Below are 17912 nucleotides of genomic sequence, written 5' to 3'. Positions count from 1 at the left end.
CTCCGACAGAAATGTCAACAGGGTGGGGAAAATTTTCTTGGCCTGTACCGCGGCGCACTCGTATTCACACGCCAACCCGTATCTCGGCCCATTGCTTTTTGTGACGTGCAAGGACGGGAGAGACGTTCAAAACCCGTTTCTTTTTCCCTGCTGGAAAAAGAACGGTTTTTGGAATCCAAAGAAAAAGGGGCTCCCGTGTGGGTTAGGTGATTCCAAATAGGAATCCGGCGGCCCGTCTTTACGCCCCCGCCCAGCACCAGCACCGTCCACAGGAGACTCCGCAGGTGGAACAGGGGTAAGCCGTGGTTCTATCCTCACTTTTTTCGCCGCCTGCGCGGGAGGGTGTCGGAACGTGGTGGCGCTGCCTGGGATTGCCGTTACTGCGGCGTGGTGCAAGTAGCGGCGTGAGGCGGCAGGTGGCTCACGTCATCCGTCATACTCCCCTCTCCGCAAAACAAAAGCGGGCGCTGCCGATGGCAGCGCCCGCTTGGCGTCTCCTATTTGATCGATCCATCGTTACCGGGCGAAAGCGCCGGTCCTGTGACCACAATGGGAGCGATACCAAAGTTCTTTTTGATTCTTTTTCTTACAAGAAAAAGAATCAGCACAGGCCGTAACCGGCGGGGACCTTGTCGTCCAGCATGAGGAGGTGGAGCTTCTCGGAGCCGTCGGGCTCCTCCTTGACGGCGGAGATAAGCATGCCGTTGGACATGATGCCCATCATCTTTCGGGGCTTGAGGTTGGTGCAGGCCACCACGGTCTTGCCCACCAGGTCCTCGGGCTCATACCACTCGTGGATGCCGGAGAGGATCTGCCGGGGGAACTCCTCGCCGCAGTCCAGGGTGAACCGCAGCAGCTTGGCGGACTTGGGCACGGCCTCGCAGGCCAGGACCTTGGCGGTGACGAACTTCACCTTGGCAAAATCGTCGATGGTGATATACTCGGGCTCGGCGGGCTTCTCCGCCTTGGCGGCCTCGGCCTTGGGGGCTTCGGCGGCCTTGGGCGCCTCGGGCTTCTTCTCCAGGGACTCCAACTCCTTCAGCTCCTTCTCCATGTCGATACGGGGGAAGAGATTCTCCCCACGGTGGATGGTGACATCGGCGGGCAGCACGCCGAAGGTGCCGGCGCTCTCCCAGGTGCGGCCGTTCTCACCGGTGCCGATCTGGGCGAAGATCTTCTCCACCGTGTCGGGGATGAAGGGGATGAGGAGAACGGCGGCGATGCGGATGCTCTCCAGCAGGTTATACATGACCCGGGCCAGACGGGCCTTCTGGCTCTCGTCCTTGCCCAGGATCCAGGGCTTGGTCTCGTCAATATACTTGTTGGCCCGGGAGATGAGGCCGAACACGTCCACCAGGGCGTCCTGAAAGGCGTACTTCTCCATGTGTCCCTCGTACTTGTCCCGGAGGCCGGAGGCCAGGGCCACCAGCTCGGCGTCCTCGGGGCCCTCGGCCTGCTTGTTGGGGAGCTTGCCCCCCTCGAAGTACTTGCCCGCCATGGACACGGTACGGCTCACCAGGTTGCCCAGGTCGTTGGCCAGGTCCACGTTGATGCGGGAGATGAGGGCCTCGTTGGAGAAGTTGCCGTCGGAGCCGAAGGGGAACTCACGCAGCAGGAAGTAGCGCAGGGCGTCCACGCCGTAGCGCTGGGCCAGGATGACGGGGTCCACCACGTTGCCCTTGGACTTGGACATCTTGCCGCCCTCCAGGAGGAGCCAGCCGTGGCCGTAGACCTTCTTGGGCAGGGGCAGGTCCAGAGCCATGAGGATGGCGGGCCAGATGATGGAGTGGAAGCGGACGATCTCCTTGCCCACAAAGTGGACGTCGGCGGGCCAGAACTTGTCATAGTCGTTGTACTTGTCGTTGTCGTAGCCCAGGGCGGTGATATAGTTGGAGAGGGCGTCGATCCACACATAGACCACGTGGCCGGGGTCGAAGTCCACGGGGACGCCCCAGGTGAAGCTGGTCCGGGAGACGCACAGGTCCTCCAGGCCGGGCTTGATGAAGTTGTTGACCATCTCGTTGACCCGGCTCCGGGGCTCCAGGAAGTCGGTGTTCTCCAGCAGGTCCAGGATACGGTCGGCGTACTTGGAGAGGCGGAAGAAGTAGGCCTCCTCCTCGGCGTCCTGCACCTCACGGCCGCAGTCGGGGCACTTGCCGTCCACCAGCTGGGTCTCAGTCCAGAAGGACTCGCAGGGCTTGCAGTACTTGCCCACATACTTACCCTTGTAGATGTCGCCCTGCTCATAGAGCTTCTTGAAAATCTTCTGCACGGCCGCCTCGTGGTAGTCGTCGGTGGTGCGGATGAAGCGGTCGTTGGAGATGTTCATGAGCTTCCACAGGTCCAGGATGCCGCCCTTGCCCTCCACGATATTGTCCACGAACTGCTTGGGGGTGACGCCGGCGGCCTTGGCCTTGTCCTCGATCTTCTGGCCGTGCTCGTCGGTGCCGGTGAGGAACATGACATCGTAGCCCTGGAGACGCTTATAGCGGGCCATGGCGTCGGTGGCCACGGTGCAGTAGGTGTGGCCGATGTGGAGCTTGTCGCTGGGGTAGTAGATGGGCGTTGTGATATAGAACTTATCCTTCATGGGGTCTTTCCTCCCTATTGATTTTCTCATCTGTGCTCAGGCGCTTGCCCCCTGGCATTCGCGGCCCCAGGGGGCGGCCCAGATTGTGGAGGAGGGCCACGGCGGAGGCGGCGAAGTAGAAGAAGCAGCCGGCGTACAGCAGCAGGAAGGCCTGCTCATGGGCGTCGGCCAGGGTGACCAGGGCGAAGTACATGGCCTCCGCGGAGAAGAAGGCGGCGGCGGCCGGCCGGCCGCGGCCGAAGCCGAAGCCGGAGAGGAAGTAGCAGCCCAGCACCGCCGCGATGACGGCGAAGATCTGATAGACGTAGTCGAGGATGATGGGGTCGCCGCTGTGCTCCTGGTAGGAGACGATGAGCCACATGCAGCAGGTGTAGGCGGGGATGAGGAGCCAGGCGCTGTACTTGCCCTTCCCCTCGCCACGGTAGTTGTTCTTGCCCAGCATGAGCATGGACCAGGCGGAGCACAGGCAGAGGACGCAGAGGAGCGCCATGGGCACCAGGCTGAACATGGGGAAGCCGCCGGTCTCCAGGGAGGCCTCCGCGTAGAGCCCGGGGAGCTTCAGGAGCAGGAGGGCGCCGGCGGCGGCGGTGAGGAAGGCCCCCGCCGTCATGCCCATCATGTAGGGGGCGGTGTCCTTGGCCTGGAAGGCCTCGTCGTAGCCGCCCTCAAAGCCCTTGCCCACCCCCAGGCACAGCAGGAACACCACGGCAGCCACCACCACCGAGAGGGCGATGAGGGCCCAAGTCACGGGCATGCCCTCGATGGGCAGGCCGGTGTCCGGCTCAAAGGCGGTGAGGAGCTCCTGACGCCGCAGGAAAAAGCCGATGGCGCCGCCCACGATGGCGGTCACCGGCAGGATGAGTTCTTTGCGCATGCGTTACAGTCCTCTCAAGAATAGGGTCCTTGGAAATGGTACTCCCATCACGGCGCTGCCGCCCCGAAGAAAGTACATACGATGGTAGTATATCACAATTTTGGGTCCGTGTCAGTACGCCCCAGCAGATAATCCAGCGACACGTCAAAAAAATCCGCCAGCGCAATGAGCTTTGCAATGTTCGGTTCGTTTTTCCCCTGCTCATAGAGCTGATAGGTCCGCAGGGAGACCCCACAGGTATCAGCGGCCTCCCGCTGTTTTCTGTCCCGGGCATTCCGTACTTCCCGAAGGCGGTCAGAAAATGGGACCATAGTATCCCCCTCTTGACAAGCGAATGTTTTCTTCGTATAATGAATACGTAGTAAAACTACGTATTCGAGGTGAGAGATTTGAACTCTGTCCTTGATTTTATCAATGAAGCCAGCACACCCCATCCGCCCTATCCCGGGGAGGAGACGGCCCGAAAGGCCCTGGACCCCTACTGCCGGAAGGTGGCGGAGACCCTGTCTGACGCCTTTCTGGACGAGTTCTGGTCTGCCCTGGGACAGCTTCAGGACTGCTATACCAACGAGGCCTTCCGCCGGGGCTTCTGCCTGGGCGCCGCCCTCATGGAGGAGCTGCGCTGTGAGGGCTACGTATGGGGCGGCTGACCCCCGGGCAAGCTCAAAACCGGAACGCCCCCTCATCCGTCTGGCCTTCGGCCATCCACCTTCCCCCCTGAGGGGGGAAGGTTCGCGGGCGGCGTTTTCCCGGACCTTCCCCCTTCAAGGGGGAAGGTGCCCCAGTGCGCACACTGGGGCGGATGAGGGTGGGCAGGATGATAACTGCCGCGTGGTTTGGCGCGCCCCACACGCCGCATGCCGGAAATCCGGCCTTACCCCTGGGCGCTCTCCTGGGCCATGCGCTCCAGGTACTCATCATAGCTCATCTGGCGGTCCACCAGCTTGCCGTCGGGGGTGAAGTCGAAGATCCGGTTGGCCACGGTCTGGACCAGCTGATGGTCGTGGGAGGAGAAGAGCACGTTGCACTTTACCGCCTCCAGGCCGTTGTTGACGGCGGCGATGGACTCCAGGTCCAGGTGGTTGGTGGGCTGGTCCAGCAGCAGCACGTTGGCGCCGGAGAGCATCATGCGGGAGAGCATGCACCGCACCTTCTCGCCGCCGGAGAGGACCTTGACCTGCTTGTAGACGTCGTCGCCGGAGAAGAGCATCCGGCCCAGGAAGCCCCGGAGATAGGCCTCGTGGGGGTCGGAGGAAAACTGGCGGAGCCACTCCACCAGGTTGTCGTCGTTGTCCTTGAAGAACTCGGTGTTGTCCTTGGGGAAGTAGGAGAAGGTGGCGGTCTGGCCCCACTTCACGGTGCCCTCGTCGGGCTCCCACTCGCCGGTGAGGATCTTGAAGAGGGCGGTGTGGGCGTTCTCGTTCTCGCCCACGAAGGCGATCTTGTCGCCGTGGTTGACGGTGAAGCTCACCTTGTCCAGCAGCTTGACCCCGTCCACGGTCTTGGAGACCTCGGTGACGAAGAGGATATCCTTGCCCACCTCACGGTCGGGGGAGAAAGACACCCAGGGGTAGCGCCGGGAGGAGGCGGGCATCTCCTCCACGGTGAGCTTGTCCAGCAGTTTTCTTCTGGCGGTGGCCTGCTTGGACTTGGACTTGTTGGCGGAGAAGCGGGAGATGAACTCCTGCAGCTCCTTGATCTTCTCCTCGTTCTTCTTGTTCTGGTTCTTGATGAGGTTCTGCACCAGTTGGGAGGACTCGTACCAGAAGTCGTAGTTGCCCACGTACATCTTGATCTTGTTGTAGTCGATGTCCACGATGTGGGTGCAGATGGTGTTGAGGAAGTGGCGGTCGTGGCTGACCACGATGACGGTGCCCTCGAAGTCCAGCAGGAAGTCCTCCAGCCAATTCACGGCGTTGATGTCCAGGTTGTTGGTGGGCTCGTCCATCATCAGGATGTCGGGGTTGCCGAAGAGGGCCTGGGCCAGCAGGACCTTCACCTTCAGACGGCCGTCCACGTTCTCCATGATGTCGTAGTGCATGGACACGGGGATGCCCAGACCCTGGAGGATACGGCTGGCGTCGGACTCGGACTCCCAGCCGCCCAGCTCGGCATACTCCTCCTCCAGCTCACAGGCCCGGATACCGTCCTCCTCGGTCATCTCCTCCTTGGCGTAGAGGGCCTCCTTCTCCTTGCCGATATCGTAGAGGCGCTGGTTGCCCATGATGACCGTATCCATGACGGTGTAGGCGTTGTAGGCGTTCTGGTCCTGCTTGAGGATGGACATGCGGGTGTTGGGCAGGATGGACACCTCGCCGGAGGTGGGCTCCAGCTCCCCGGACAGGATCTTTAAGAAGGTGGACTTGCCGGCGCCGTTGGCGCCGATGATGCCGTAGCAGTTCCCCTTCACGAACTGCAGGTCCACATGAGAAAAGAGGGCCTGGCCGCTGTACTGTAAGCTGAGGTCGGTGACTGTGATCATGTCATACTCCTTAATTATTACACTCTATTTCCGCCGCCCTGCCGGAAGGCGGCTTTTGTGGGCCGCTCTCACCCGGCGCGGCCGTAAACGCCCCAATAGTATATCATAATTTTGGCACAAAACAAGGGTTTTCCTCGTCCACGCCTCGTCCTCGCAAAGTCCGCTATGCTCTGTTTCCGCCTGACGGCGAAAACTCGCTCCGCTCCCTTGCTCGTCCTCTCCCCACGCGACCCGCTGCGCTGGGCTCGCGCGGGGCCCCCATATAATCTGCAAAGTCCGCTATGCTCTGTTTCCGCCTGACGGCGAAAACTCGCTCCGCTCCCTTGCTCGTCCTCTCCCCACGCGACCCGCTGCGCTGGGCTCGCGCGGGGCCCCCATATAATCTGCAAAGTCCGCTATGCTCTGTTTCCGCCTGACGGCGAAAATGGCCGCCCCTGATCGGGGCGGCCATTCTGGTTCTTGTGGGAAAGGGAGCTTAATACGCCACGCCCCAGTAGACCATATGCTTGGCGGGCTTGCCGCAGATGGGGCACACGTCGCCCAGGTTCTCCTGGGCAAAGGGGATGCAGCGGGAGGTGACGCCAGCCTCCTCCTTCATGCGGATCTCGCAGGCTTCGTCGCCGCACCACATGGTCTTGGCGAAGCCGCCCCGCTCCTGCATCTTCTCCCGGACCTCCTCCAGGCTGGAGCAGGCGTAGGTGTTGTCCTCCAGGTTCTTCTTGGCCTTGGCGTAGAGACCGTCGTGGATGGAGTCCAGCATGGAGGCCACGGTGTCCTCGATGCCGTCCAGGGAGACGAAGGTCTTCTCGCCGCTGTCCCGGCGGACCAGGACGCACTGGTTCTTCTCGATGTCCTTTGGGCCCAGCTCCAGGCGGAGGGGGATGCCCTTCATCTCGTACTCGGCGAACTTCCAGCCGGCGGACTGGTCGGAGTCGTCCATCTTCACCCGGAAGCCGGCCTTGACCAGGCGGTCCATGACGGCCCGGTTGGCCTCCAGGACGCCCTCCTTGTGCTGGGCCACGGGGATGATGACCACCTGGATGGGGGCGATGCGGGGGGGCAGCACCAGGCCGTTGTTGTCGCCGTGGGTCATGATGATGCCGCCGATCATGCGGGTGGACACGCCCCAGGAGGTCTGGTGGGGGTGGTGGAGCTGGTTGTCCTTGCCGGTGAAGGTGATGTCGAAGGCCTTGGCGAAGCCGTCGCCGAAGTAGTGGCTGGTGCCGGCCTGGAGGGCCTTCTTGTCGTGCATCATGCACTCCACGGTGTAGGTCTCCTCAGCGCCGTTGAACTTCTCCTTGTCGGTCTTCTGGCCCTTGACCACGGGCATGGCCAGCACGTTCTCCAGGAAGTCGGCGTAGATGTTCAGCATCCGCTGGGTCTCCTCACGGGCCTCCTCGGCGGTGGCGTGCATGGTATGGCCCTCCTGCCACAGGAACTCCCGGTGGCGCAGGAAGGGGCGGGAGGTCTTCTCCCAGCGGAGGACGGAGCACCACTGGTTGTAGAGCTTGGGCAGGTCCCGCCAGGAGTGGATGATGTTCTTATAGTGCTCACAGAACAGAGTCTCACTGGTGGGGCGGATGCAGTAGCGCTCCTCCAGCTTCTCACTGCCGCCCATGGTCACCCAGGCGCACTCGGGGGCGAAGCCCTCCACGTGGTCCTTCTCCTTCTGGAGGAGGGACTCGGGGATGAGCATGGGGAGGGAGACGTTCTCATGGCCGGTGGCCTTGAACCGGTTGTCCAGCTCCCGCTGGATGTTCTCCCAGATGGCGTAGCCGTAGGGGCGGTAGATGAACATGCCCTTGATGCTGGAGTAGTCGATGAGCTCCGCCTTCTTACACACGTCGGTGTACCACTGGGCGAAGTCCACCTCCATATCGGTGATCTGCTCCACCTGCTTCTTGTCCTGTGCCATATATCTCAATCCTTTTCCTCGAAAATTTTTCCGTGGTCCATTTTATGTGTCCCGGCCGGAAAAGTCAAGCCTTCCCGGGCATTTGAGAACGTTTCTCTCCGTTGATGAGCCGGGCCAGGGTCCGGTTCAGCACGACGAAGTCGATGGGCTTGGAGATGTGGGCGTCCATGCCCGCCTCCGTGGTCTTGGCGATGTCCTCAGCGAAGGCGTTGGCGGTGACGGCGATGATGGGCACGGTGGCGGCGTCGGGCCGGTCCATGGCCCGGATGGCCTGGGCCGCCTGACAGCCGTCCATCTCGGGCATCTGCATATCCATGAGGATGGCGTCGATGGAGTGGGCGGGACTTTCCGCAAAGCGTTCCACCGCCTCGGCGCCGTTCACCGCCTGGACCACCTCCATGCCATTCATGGTGAGGATGGCCATGCTGATCTCCATGATGAGCTCGTTATCCTCGGCCAGGAGCACCCGCTTCCCGGTCAGGTCCACGTCCTCCTTCTCCGACTCCGTCTCCGCTGCCCCCTCCTCCGTCCGGACGGCCTCCAGGGGCAGGGTCACCGTGAAGCGGCTCCCCTTCCCCAGGGTGCTCTCCACCGTGATCTCGCCGCTCATCTGCTGGACCAGGCTCTGGACGATGGGCATGCCCAGGCCGGTGCCGGTGACGGTTTGGGAGGTAAACCGGGTCTCCCGGGAATAGGGGTCAAAAATGTGCTCCAAAAACTGCTCCGACATGCCGATGCCCGTGTCCTCCACGGTGAACTGGTATTTGCTGTGCTGCTGGAAGTGGAACTGCTTCACCGTCACCTCCACCCGGTCTCCGGCCCGGCTGTACTTGAAGGCGTTGGAGATGAGGTTGTTGAGGATCTGCCCCAGCTTTTGGGGGTCGCCCTCCACCATGGTGTCGGTGATGTCCAGCTCCACCGAGAACTTCCGGTCGTCCTTCTCCGCCATGTCGTGGAAGGAGGCGGTGAGGTCCTCCACACACTGGCGCAGGTCAAAGCGGCGGCAGTCCAGGGTGTTGCGCCCCGACTCCAGCCGGGAGAGCTCCAGGATGTCGTTGATAAGATAGAGGAGCTGTTTGCCGGAAAACTCGATCTTCCGCATGTAGCCGTCCACCTTTTCCCGGTCGTCCCGGTCCCGCTGGGCCAGCTCAGAAAGGCCGATGATGGCGTTGAGGGGGGTGCGCATGTCGTGGGACATGTTGGAGAAAAAGGCGTTTTTGGCCTTAGTGCTCTTCTTGGCGGTGTCCAGGGCCTCCTGGAGGATGCGCATATGCTGGAGCTGCTGGCGCTTCTCCAGATCCACCTCCCGGAAGCAGAGGATGACCTCATCCGGGGCGCGGCTGCTGTCGTAGAGGGTGCGGACGTTCACCCACTTGTAGACGTCGCCGAAGCGGCGCTGGTAGTCACCGCCGTAGTCGGGGATCCTGGCGGCCACCCGCTGGCGGATGCTCTCCAGGGAAAAGGCCAAAGCGAACTCGTGGAAGGTCTTAGGCTCCACCAGAGTGCCGATGATGTCGATCAGGCTCTGGTAATCCCCCGTCTCCGGAAGGGTGCCCTCCATATCCGGAGAGAGCTTGATGGTCTCATAGGTGCTGTTTTTATAGTTGACCAGGTAGATGGCATAGAAGGAGTCGCCCAGAATGTGGATGGTGCTGTCGGCACGGCGGATGCGCCGGCTGTTCACCAGGTCACGGATCACCATGATCATCATGGCCGCCATCACCAGCGCCGAGACGGCCACCAGCACCATGACCGGGAGATTGCGCTCCCCCATGAGGACGGTCTGGAAGGGGATGGTGAGGATGACGGTCCAGCCGTTGCTCATCTCATAATAGTAAGCCCCCCGCTGCACCCCGTCGGGGTCCCGGAAGGAGGCGTCATAGGCCAGCAGGGAGCCATCCTGGATCCCCTTGAACAGCTCGTCGGTGAAGTACTGGAGCTCCTCGTCGGACGCGTCCCACTTGGTGGAGGAATAGAGGAGGGTCCCCTTAGAGTCGCACAGGTAGAGGGAGCCGTCCTCAGGCAGGCTCTTGCTTTCCGCCCGCTCGTGGAAGTTCCGCGGGAAGATGTCCATGGCCAGCACGTCGTCGGAGCCCTCAAATTTTCTGGCCGCGGTGATCACCGGGCTGCCAGTGATGGCGTCGATATAGGCGTCGGTAAAGATGACCTCCCCATCGGCCTCCAGGGCCTGGCGGTACCAGTCGGTGCCCTGATAGTCGTAGCTGTCATCCCCTTCCCAGGGGTTGGCGGCCACGATGGCACCGTCGATGACGGCATAGGGGTCCATGACGTTCTCCCCTACAATGGCGGTGATCTTGGCAAAATAGCTGTGGAGCCAGGTCTGGATCTCTTCGGTGTCCGCGCCCGAGCTGCTCAGTTCCTCCACATACTGGCTCCCGAGCTCCAGGAAATTCCGGAAGGTGGTCACTTGGAGCTCCTCCTCGGCGGCATAGCTTTCGGCCAGGGACATACCCAGATCCTGTGTGTTTTGGAGCAATTTAGCGCGCACCAGGATCACCCCAAAAATGAGCATGCTCACGCACGCGACCATCAGAAGGATGCTCAGCACCGTATTGATAGACCCTCTTTTGCCGCTGTTCACAGCATTCTCTCCTTTATCTCCGCCTGTGCCGCCGGATGCCCCGCCGACTTTTTACATGCTATCATCATACCGCCAAATATCTGGAAAGTAAACGAAAATCTGTCTTGAATGATGCAAAAGTCGCGCCCCGCGCTTTGTAGGCGGAAACGGCGCCTGGCTGCAGTGAGATGTACTGATATGCCAGGTTCGGTTTTTCAGCCCGGACTAGTTCCATTATTTTGCTCCCGCTATTGACAAAACGCATTCCAGTGCATATGATTAACAAAGTTAATTATATGCAAAGGAGATCTGCATGGAGTGGACAGATATGATTCACTATCAGCAGCAGATGCAAAAGATCACGCGGTCTTTGCTGCCCAAACGCAAATCCATGCTGACTGTCAGTGAGTGCGAGCTCTTGGCCCATCTGTATTTGCGGCCGGATCAAAATACCCCTGTTCTCCTCAGCCAGGGAAGCGGTATGAAAAAAGAGGCGGTGAGCCGCTGCCTGAAGACGCTCTATGAGAAAAATTGTATACGGAAACAGCGGAAAGCCACAGATGAACGAAGCTACCAGATATTTATCACAGAGACCGGCCTTGCTGAATTGAAGCAGGGCTACGAAAGTATTTTGCAGCCGTTTTATGACCTGTGGCGAAGCTCCGGCAAGGATTTTGAGATGTTTATGTATTATGCGGATCGACTCGCCGCACAGATCGAGAAAGGTCAGGAAGATACGGAAGATGAAATTTTATGATGCGCTGCAAATGGACCCTGCCATACTCAAACGAAAAATTGCCGCTTGCGGCACAAAGCAGGAAAAGATGTATTACTGGGTGGCCATGGCCACACGTTCTGTCTTGATTGTGGCGTTTGCCATTGTATTCATCAGCTTGCTGTCCGGCGTGTTTGGCTCCGACAATACCCCGATGGCGGTGGCGTTGTTTTGCATCCTGTTGGGCATTCGTTTTGTCAATTTTGAGTACTGCATCGGAGACTCACTCCTGGCTCTGGCGGCGGCATTGGCGATTCTGGTGCTGGCGCCCAGCGCAGTGGCGATACTCCCGCCGCCTTTTTTGATCCCACTGCACTTCGTCTCCTTTTTTGCGCTTCTTTCTCTCACAACTCAGCGGCCTGAGATGGGAAACGGCGGTTTATACAGTTTTGCCTATATTTATTTGACGGGCAATCCTGTCGTCGGAGAGGCTCTGATCCGCCGTGGGCTTCTGACGCTGGCAGGGTACCTGCTCTGCGGCACGATCCTGTTTCTCAAGCACCGGCACCAGCACAAAACGGTTCGGTTCCATCATGTGGTACGGAGGTTTGATCTGTCCAAGCCCGTCTGCCTGTGGCAGCTGCGCATGGCGCTCGGCGTAAGCCTGGTCATGACAGCCGGACAGGTCTTTGGCGTAGAGCGGTTTATGTGGATGGGATTTGCCTGCGGGTCTCTGTTGTCGGAATATCCATATTCCGGAAATACCTTCGTCCGGTTCCGGCAGCGGATTACAGGGGCTGTCGCGGGTTCCTGCCTGTTTTTTATTCTGTATTTAATAATTCCTGAGTCCCTCCATTCACTGCTTGGACCGCTGGGCGGGTTATGCTTGGGCTTTTGCACGGATTACCGGTATAAGACGGCAATGAACTGCCTGGGCGCGCTGATGCTGGGGGCAGGGATCTACGGGCTCCAGGGCGCTGTGATCCTGCGCATCACAGATACCCTTCTGGGCGCTGCCTTCGGTCTGGTTTTCGCGGCGATCTTTCACCGGCTGGTGGCGCTCCGGTTCCTGCCCGCCCCAAACGCAGAGTAACCTTTCAAGCAAAGCCGTATATCTCCACAAGGATATACGCCTGGTAATCCGGCAGGGAGGGCTGCCTCCGGCACAAGAAAACCCCCGCACATTCCCGTTTGGGGAATGTGCGGGGGTTTTGGCATTCAGACAGCAACCTCCACGGTCAGATCCTGTCATTTTGACGGTTCGATACCGCATCCGCGGAATTTAGAGGGCTTGTACCTCGTCAAATCCGATGGTGATGACAGAACGCTTCCTTACCGGGGGTTCTTGATGGCGGCCTGAGCGGCGGCCAGACGGGCGATGGGCACACGGAAGGGAGAGCAGGAGACGTAGGTCAGACCGACCTTGTGGCAGAACTCCACAGAGGTGGGGTCGCCGCCATGCTCGCCGCAGATACCCATGTGCATCTCGGGACGGGTGGCCTTGCCGGCCTTGACGGCCATCTCCACCAGCTTGCCCACGCCGTTCTGATCCAGGTGAGCGAAGGGATCGGACTCGTAGATCTTCTTGTCGTAGTAGTAGCCCAGGAACTTGCCGGCGTCGTCACGGCTGAAGCCGAAGGTCAGTTGGGTGAGGTCGTTGGTGCCGAAGGAGAAGAACTCAGCCTCGGTGGCGATCTCACCGGCCAGCAGGGCGGCGCGGGGATCCTCGATCATGGTGCCCACCTCATACTTGAGGTCGATGCCGGACTCGGCGATGATCCGATCGGCGGTGCTCACCACGACCTCCTTGACGTACTTCATCTCCTTGACGTCGGTGGTCAGGGGGATCATGATCTCGGGCTTGATGGTGTACTGGCCCTTCTTGGTGACGTTGATGGCGGCGTTGATGACAGCGGTGGTCTGCATCTCGGCGATCTCAGGATAGGCCACAGCCAGACGGCAGCCGCGGAAGCCCATCATGGGGTTGACCTCGTGGAGGGAGGCCACAACCTCGGTGAGCCGCTCGGCGGTGATGCCCATGTCGGCAGCCAGCTCGGCGATGTCCTCAGCCTTGGTGGGCAGGAACTCGTGGAGCGGGGGATCCAGGTAGCGGATGACCACCGGACGCTCGCCCATGACCTCGTAGATACCCTCGAAGTCGCCCTGCTGATAGGGCAGCAGCTTGGCCAGAGCCTTCTTGCGCTCCTCGGTGTTCTCGGCCACGATCATCTCACGGACGGCCTTGATGCGGTCGCCCTCGAAGAACATGTGCTCGGTGCGGACCAGACCGATGCCCTGGGCGCCGAAGGCCACAGCCTGCTTGGCGTCGCGGGGGGTGTCGGCGTTGGTGTAGACGCCCAGCTGACGGTACTTGTCGGCCCAGCCCATCAGGCGGCCGAAGTAGCCGGAACCGGGATCGGCGGGCACGGTGGCCACAGCCTCACCGTAGATGTTGCCGGTGGAGCCGTCCAGGGAGATCCAGTCGCCCTCCTTATAGGCCTTGCCGGCCAGGGTGAACTGCTTGGCGGCGTAGTCCACCACGATGTCGCCGCAGCCGGACACGCAGCAGGTGCCCATGCCGCGGGCCACCACGGCGGCGTGAGAGGTCATACCGCCGCGGACGGTGAGGATACCCTGGGAGACCTGCATGCCCTCGATGTCCTCAGGAGAGGTCTCCAGACGGACCAGGACGACCTTCTCGCCGCGGGCGGCCCACTCCTTGGCCTCCTCGGCGGTGAAGACCACGCGGCCGCAGGCGGCGCCGGGAGAGGCGGCCAGGCCCTTGCCCACCACGGCGGCCTTCTTCAGGGCCTCGGCGTCAAAGGTGGGGTGCAGCAGGGCGTCGAGCTGCTTGGGCTCCACGCGGCACACGGCCTCCTTCTCGTCGATCATGCCCTCGTCCACCAGGTCCACGGCCACCTTCAGGGCAGCGGCGGCGGTGCGCTTGCCGTTACGGGTCTGGAGCATGTACAGCTTACCATCCTCGATGGTGAACTCCATGTCCTGCATATCCTTGTAGTGCTGCTCCAGGCGGGTGGCGATGTCGGCGAACTGATCGTACACGCCGGGCATCTCCTCCTGCAGCTTGCTGATGGGAGAGGGGGTACGCACACCGGCCACCACGTCCTCGCCCTGGGCGTTGATGAGGTACTCGCCGAAGAGGGCCTTCTCACCGGTGGCGGGGTTGCGGGTGAAGGCCACGCCGGTGCCGGAGTTGTTGCCGGAGTTGCCGAACACCATGGACTGGACGTTGACGGCGGTGCCCCAGTCGTAGGGGATCTCGTTCATGCGGCGGTAGACGTTGGCGCGGGGGTTGTCCCAGGAGCGGAACACGGCCTTGACGGCCTCCATCAGCTGGACCTTGGGGTCCTGGGGGAAGTCCTCGCCCTTCTCGTTCTTATAGAACTCCTTGAAGCGGACAACCAGCTCCTTCATGTCGTCGGCAGCCAGCTCCACGTCCTGCTTGACGCCCTTCTTGTCCTTCAGGTCATCGATGATCTCCTCAAAACGCTTCTTGGAGAGTTCCATGACCACGTCGGAGAACATCTGGATGAAGCGGCGGTAGGAATCATAGGCAAAGCGGGGGTTGCCGGTCTTGGCGGCAAAGCCCTCCACAGCCACGTCGTTGAGGCCCAGGTTGAGGATGGTGTCCATCATGCCGGGCATGGAGGCGCGGGCGCCGGAGCGCACGGACACCAGCAGTGGGTTGGTGGTGGAACCGAACTGCTTGCCGGTCTTCTCCTCCAGCTTGGCCAGGTGCTCCATGATCTCGGCCTCGATCTCAGGAGCGATGGTGCGGCCATCGTTGTAGTACTGGGTGCAGGCCTCGGTGGTCACGGTAAAGCCCTGGGGCACAGGCATGCCCAGGTTAGACATCTCCGCCAGGTTGGCGCCCTTGCCGCCCAGCAGCTCACGCATGGAGCCGTTGCCCTCGGAGAAGTCGTAGACAAATTTTGCCATTGGTTCATCCTCCTTATTGAAGTTCAAAAGTCGATTTGGTATCGCTTGCCACAATTATACCATTCCGATAGAAAATTGCAACAAAACTTTCTCTGACTTTGGTTATTTTTCCGTGGAAAGCTCCGCCACCTGTTCCAGGTCTTGGAGATACTCCCCCACAGAACGGCTCATCTCCCTGGAAAAGTCCGATTCGTACTTCCGATGGCAGAAGGCGGAGAGGAAACCCTCAAAGGTCTGGCCGCCGCAGCGGTCCCGGAACATGGTCCGGAGGGCGGACTCGTCCAGGCGGCGGTAGCCATTTTCGTGGACGATGAAGGACTTGTCGAACCGTTCCGGCTTTTTCCGCTCCTTTTGCTGCTGGGTGGGCCAGCCCAGCACCAGCATACAGGCGGGGAAGACCCAGGGTGGCAGATGTAAAAGCTTGCGCTGGTCCTCGTACCGCTCCATGATGTCCCCGATGTAGCAGGAGCCCAGTCCCAGGCTCTGGGCGGCCACCACGGCGTTCTGGGCGGCGATGGCGGCGTCGGTGACGGCCAGCATCAGGTCGCCGGGGCCGGGGCGCCGGGGGGAGAGCCCCGCCGCCCGGTAGGCGTCATACCAGCGCAGGCAGTCGGCGCAGAAGACGAGGACCACCGGGGCCTGGGCGATGAAGGGCTGGTGGTCACAGGTCTCGGCCAGGGCCTCCTTGAGGGCCTGGTCTGTGATGTCCAGGATGGTGTAGAGCTGCTGGCAGCCGGCGGTGGGGGCCTGGGCGGCGGCGGCCAGAATGGCCTCCTTCAGCTCCCCGGGCACCGGCCGGTCCTCAAAGGCCCGCACCGACTTGCGGTCGTAAAGGCTCTGTATGATCTCATTCACGGCTTAAAAGAACACCTCCGGCTCCCGGCGCTTGGCGCACTTGGCCTCAAAGCCTCTGGCGGTGGTCTCATAGGCCTCCCCCCGGTACTGCCGGGTCTGGGTGGGACAGAGGTAGATACAGGCGCCGCAGGAGATACACTTGTCGTTGTCGGTGACCCAGGGAGTATCCTTGGGAATGGCGCCGGCGGGGCAGGCGTTGGCGCAGGCGTTGCACTTCATGCACCGGTCCCCGGCGGAGGGGTGGAAGGGCACCCGCTTGTGGGAAGGCAGGTCATGGCTGCCCTTGATGGCAATGGGGGCATGGTCCCCGCCGGGGTTGTAGGCGGACAGGATCTCCCGGCAGCGCCGACCGAAGTCGGCCATGGCGGCCAGATCGGCCTCGTCGGGCCGGCCGGCGGCCACGTGGTCGAAGATGGAGTGCCGGCCGATGAAGGCGCCGGCGGCCACCACGTGGAAGCCGTTCCCCTCCAGCAGATCCTGAAGCTCGGTGAGGGCGTCGTCGTAGTCCCGGTTGCCGTACACCGCTACGGCGATGGCCGGGCCGCCGTGGCCCTTCAGGTGGGCGGAGAGCTGTTCGAAGCAGTGCTGGGGGATGCGTCCGGCGTACACCGGCATGGCCACCAGCACCGGCTCCTCCGCCGGCACGGTCAGGTCCTCGGTGAGGGGACGGCCAAGAAGGTCCCGCTCCTCCACCGGGCCGAAGTCCCGCAGAATGGCCCGGGCGGTCTTTTTCGTGGTTCCTCTGGGGCTGAAGAAGAAAGAGCGCATGATGTTTCCACCTTTCCGGTCTGGTGCATCAGACCTGTTCCTATGTATGGTTTTACGGCTCAAGCTCAGGCGTGGGTTCAGGTTTGGGCGCCGGAGCACTGTCCTGGTTCATCTGAAAGACGTCGGCCACCTCGTGGATGGTGATATAGGCGGTGGGGTCGATCCGGTGGACCAGATCCTTCATGGGGATGATCTGGAAGCGGTTGACCACCACGTAAATGAGAGTCCGGGGAGAGTTGGAGTAAAAACCCTTGGCGTCCACGATGGTCATGCCGTGCTCAAAGGTCTCAGAAATGGCCCGGCACACCTCCTCCTGCCGGACGGTGACGATAAAGACCCCCTTGGACCGGTCCAGGCCCTCCACGATGAAGTCCACCGTTTTGAGGGCGGCCATGTAGGTGACGATGGAGTAGAGTGGGAGGATCCAGCTCTGGAGGACCACACCACATATGATATAGAGGATGATGTTGTAGGCCATCACGAAGGTGCCCACCGACACGCCCAGGCGCTTGGCAAAGATGACCGCCATGACCTCCATGCCGTCCATGGCGCCGCCGTAGCGGATGGCCAGGCCGCTGCCCAGGCCGGAGATGAGGCCGCCGAAGAGGGCGCACAGCAGGAGGTCGGACCCCGCCAGGGGCGAGGCCATGGTCACGTCCACGGGGAGAACATCGGTGATGAGCCACGCACCCAGGGAGTAGACGGCCACCGTATACATGGCGTACACCGTGAAGACCGACCCCTGCCGCCGCAGCCCGTAGAGAAAGAGGGGGGTGTTGAGGAGGAGGAGGAAGATAGAGAGGGTCCACGTCTCCGGGGTGAGCTGGGAGAGCAGCATGGAGGTCCCCGAGATGCCGCTGTCATAGAGCTTGACGGGGGCAAGGAAGATGGTGACGCCGAAGGCGTTGATGAGCCCGGCCACCGTCAAAAAGAGAAAATTGGCGGGTGAGAGTCCCCGCAGGTTCTGGATCCACTTGGGCAGCTTCCGCATATTTCACGCTCCGATCTTGGTCTTGTATGGTTTCTGATAAAATAAGTATAGCATGCTGTCCGGGGAAAAGTCACGCGGTTCCCGCTGGTTTATCATCCTATGAAATTTCATTCTCCGCAACGTCGCTCCTCATGAAAGGCGGGATTTTCCCTGTTCATTTCCCAAAATTCGTGATAAAATA

Annotated in this window: 13 protein-coding genes; 3 read left to right on the top strand and 10 right to left on the bottom strand. The window is 61.2% G+C overall.

What is annotated here, in order from left to right; genetic code table 11:
- Nucleotides 1-601: 601 nt before the first annotated feature.
- The 3 genes from metG to E0E29_RS02630 form a co-directional block, all read right to left on the bottom strand.
- A complete protein-coding gene (gene metG / locus E0E29_RS02640) occupies nt 602-2590 on the bottom strand; it encodes a methionine--tRNA ligase (RefSeq protein WP_130848518.1) in 1989 nt (662 codons plus the stop codon).
- The gene (locus E0E29_RS02635; RefSeq protein ID WP_207303555.1) at nt 2580-3464 is read right to left on the bottom strand and encodes a hypothetical protein; all 885 of its coding nucleotides are present in this window, start codon (nt 3462-3464) and stop codon (nt 2580-2582) included. The genes metG and E0E29_RS02635 overlap by 11 nt, the downstream gene beginning before the upstream one ends.
- A gap of 92 nt (nt 3465-3556) precedes the next feature.
- Complete coding sequence (locus tag E0E29_RS02630) at nt 3557-3775, bottom strand: helix-turn-helix domain-containing protein (RefSeq protein ID WP_130848517.1); 219 nt, start codon at nt 3773-3775, stop codon at nt 3557-3559.
- A 78-nt stretch (nt 3776-3853) separates the two neighbouring features.
- Between E0E29_RS02630 and E0E29_RS02625 the strand changes: the two genes are divergently transcribed.
- Entirely contained in the window at nt 3854-4114 is a 261-nt protein-coding gene (locus tag E0E29_RS02625; protein WP_130848516.1) for a hypothetical protein, read from the top strand.
- Between the two features lie 224 nt (nt 4115-4338).
- On the opposite strand, the gene E0E29_RS02620 is transcribed toward E0E29_RS02625, so the two are convergent.
- From E0E29_RS02620 to E0E29_RS02605, 3 genes are all read right to left on the bottom strand, one after another.
- Nucleotides 4339-5946 (bottom strand): ABC-F family ATP-binding cassette domain-containing protein, encoded by a 1608-nt coding sequence (locus tag E0E29_RS02620; RefSeq protein ID WP_130848515.1) that lies wholly within the window; start codon nt 5944-5946, stop codon nt 4339-4341.
- Between the two features lie 475 nt (nt 5947-6421).
- Nucleotides 6422-7861: a proline--tRNA ligase gene (gene proS, locus E0E29_RS02610; protein WP_130848514.1), complete on the bottom strand. Its 1440-nt coding sequence runs from the start codon at nt 7859-7861 to the stop codon at nt 6422-6424.
- A 64-nt stretch (nt 7862-7925) separates the two neighbouring features.
- A complete protein-coding gene (locus tag E0E29_RS02605) occupies nt 7926-10463 on the bottom strand; it encodes a hybrid sensor histidine kinase/response regulator (protein ID WP_130848513.1) in 2538 nt (845 codons plus the stop codon).
- A 292-nt stretch (nt 10464-10755) separates the two neighbouring features.
- On the opposite strand from E0E29_RS02605, the gene E0E29_RS02600 reads away from it, so the two are divergent.
- Nucleotides 10756-11199 carry a MarR family transcriptional regulator gene (locus tag E0E29_RS02600; protein ID WP_130848512.1) on the top strand — a complete coding sequence of 148 codons (444 nt, stop codon included), beginning with the start codon at nt 10756-10758 and terminating at the stop codon, nt 11197-11199.
- The gene (locus tag E0E29_RS02595; RefSeq protein WP_130848511.1) at nt 11186-12250 is read left to right on the top strand and encodes an FUSC family protein; all 1065 of its coding nucleotides are present in this window, start codon (nt 11186-11188) and stop codon (nt 12248-12250) included. The genes E0E29_RS02600 and E0E29_RS02595 overlap by 14 nt, the downstream gene beginning before the upstream one ends.
- 239 nt (nt 12251-12489) lie before the next feature.
- On the opposite strand, the gene ppdK is transcribed toward E0E29_RS02595, so the two are convergent.
- From ppdK to E0E29_RS02575, 4 genes are all read right to left on the bottom strand, one after another.
- Nucleotides 12490-15117 carry a pyruvate, phosphate dikinase gene (gene ppdK, locus E0E29_RS02590; RefSeq protein ID WP_130848510.1) on the bottom strand — a complete coding sequence of 876 codons (2628 nt, stop codon included), beginning with the start codon at nt 15115-15117 and terminating at the stop codon, nt 12490-12492.
- Nucleotides 15118-15219: 102 nt separating this feature from the next.
- A complete protein-coding gene (locus E0E29_RS02585) occupies nt 15220-15972 on the bottom strand; it encodes a nitroreductase family protein (RefSeq protein ID WP_130848509.1) in 753 nt (250 codons plus the stop codon).
- A gap of 3 nt (nt 15973-15975) precedes the next feature.
- Nucleotides 15976-16740 carry a 4Fe-4S binding protein gene (locus E0E29_RS02580; RefSeq protein ID WP_130848508.1) on the bottom strand — a complete coding sequence of 255 codons (765 nt, stop codon included), beginning with the start codon at nt 16738-16740 and terminating at the stop codon, nt 15976-15978.
- A gap of 52 nt (nt 16741-16792) precedes the next feature.
- Nucleotides 16793-17731 (bottom strand): YitT family protein, encoded by a 939-nt coding sequence (locus tag E0E29_RS02575; RefSeq protein ID WP_130848507.1) that lies wholly within the window; start codon nt 17729-17731, stop codon nt 16793-16795.
- Between the last annotated feature and the right edge of the window lie 181 nt (nt 17732-17912).

This window comes from Intestinimonas timonensis (assembly GCF_900626145.1).
GTDB classification, from domain to species: Bacteria; Bacillota; Clostridia; order Oscillospirales; family Oscillospiraceae; genus Intestinimonas; species Intestinimonas aquisgranensis.
The sequence above is the reverse complement of the archived record's forward strand: the minus strand, read 5'-3'. Positions and strand labels throughout refer to the sequence as shown.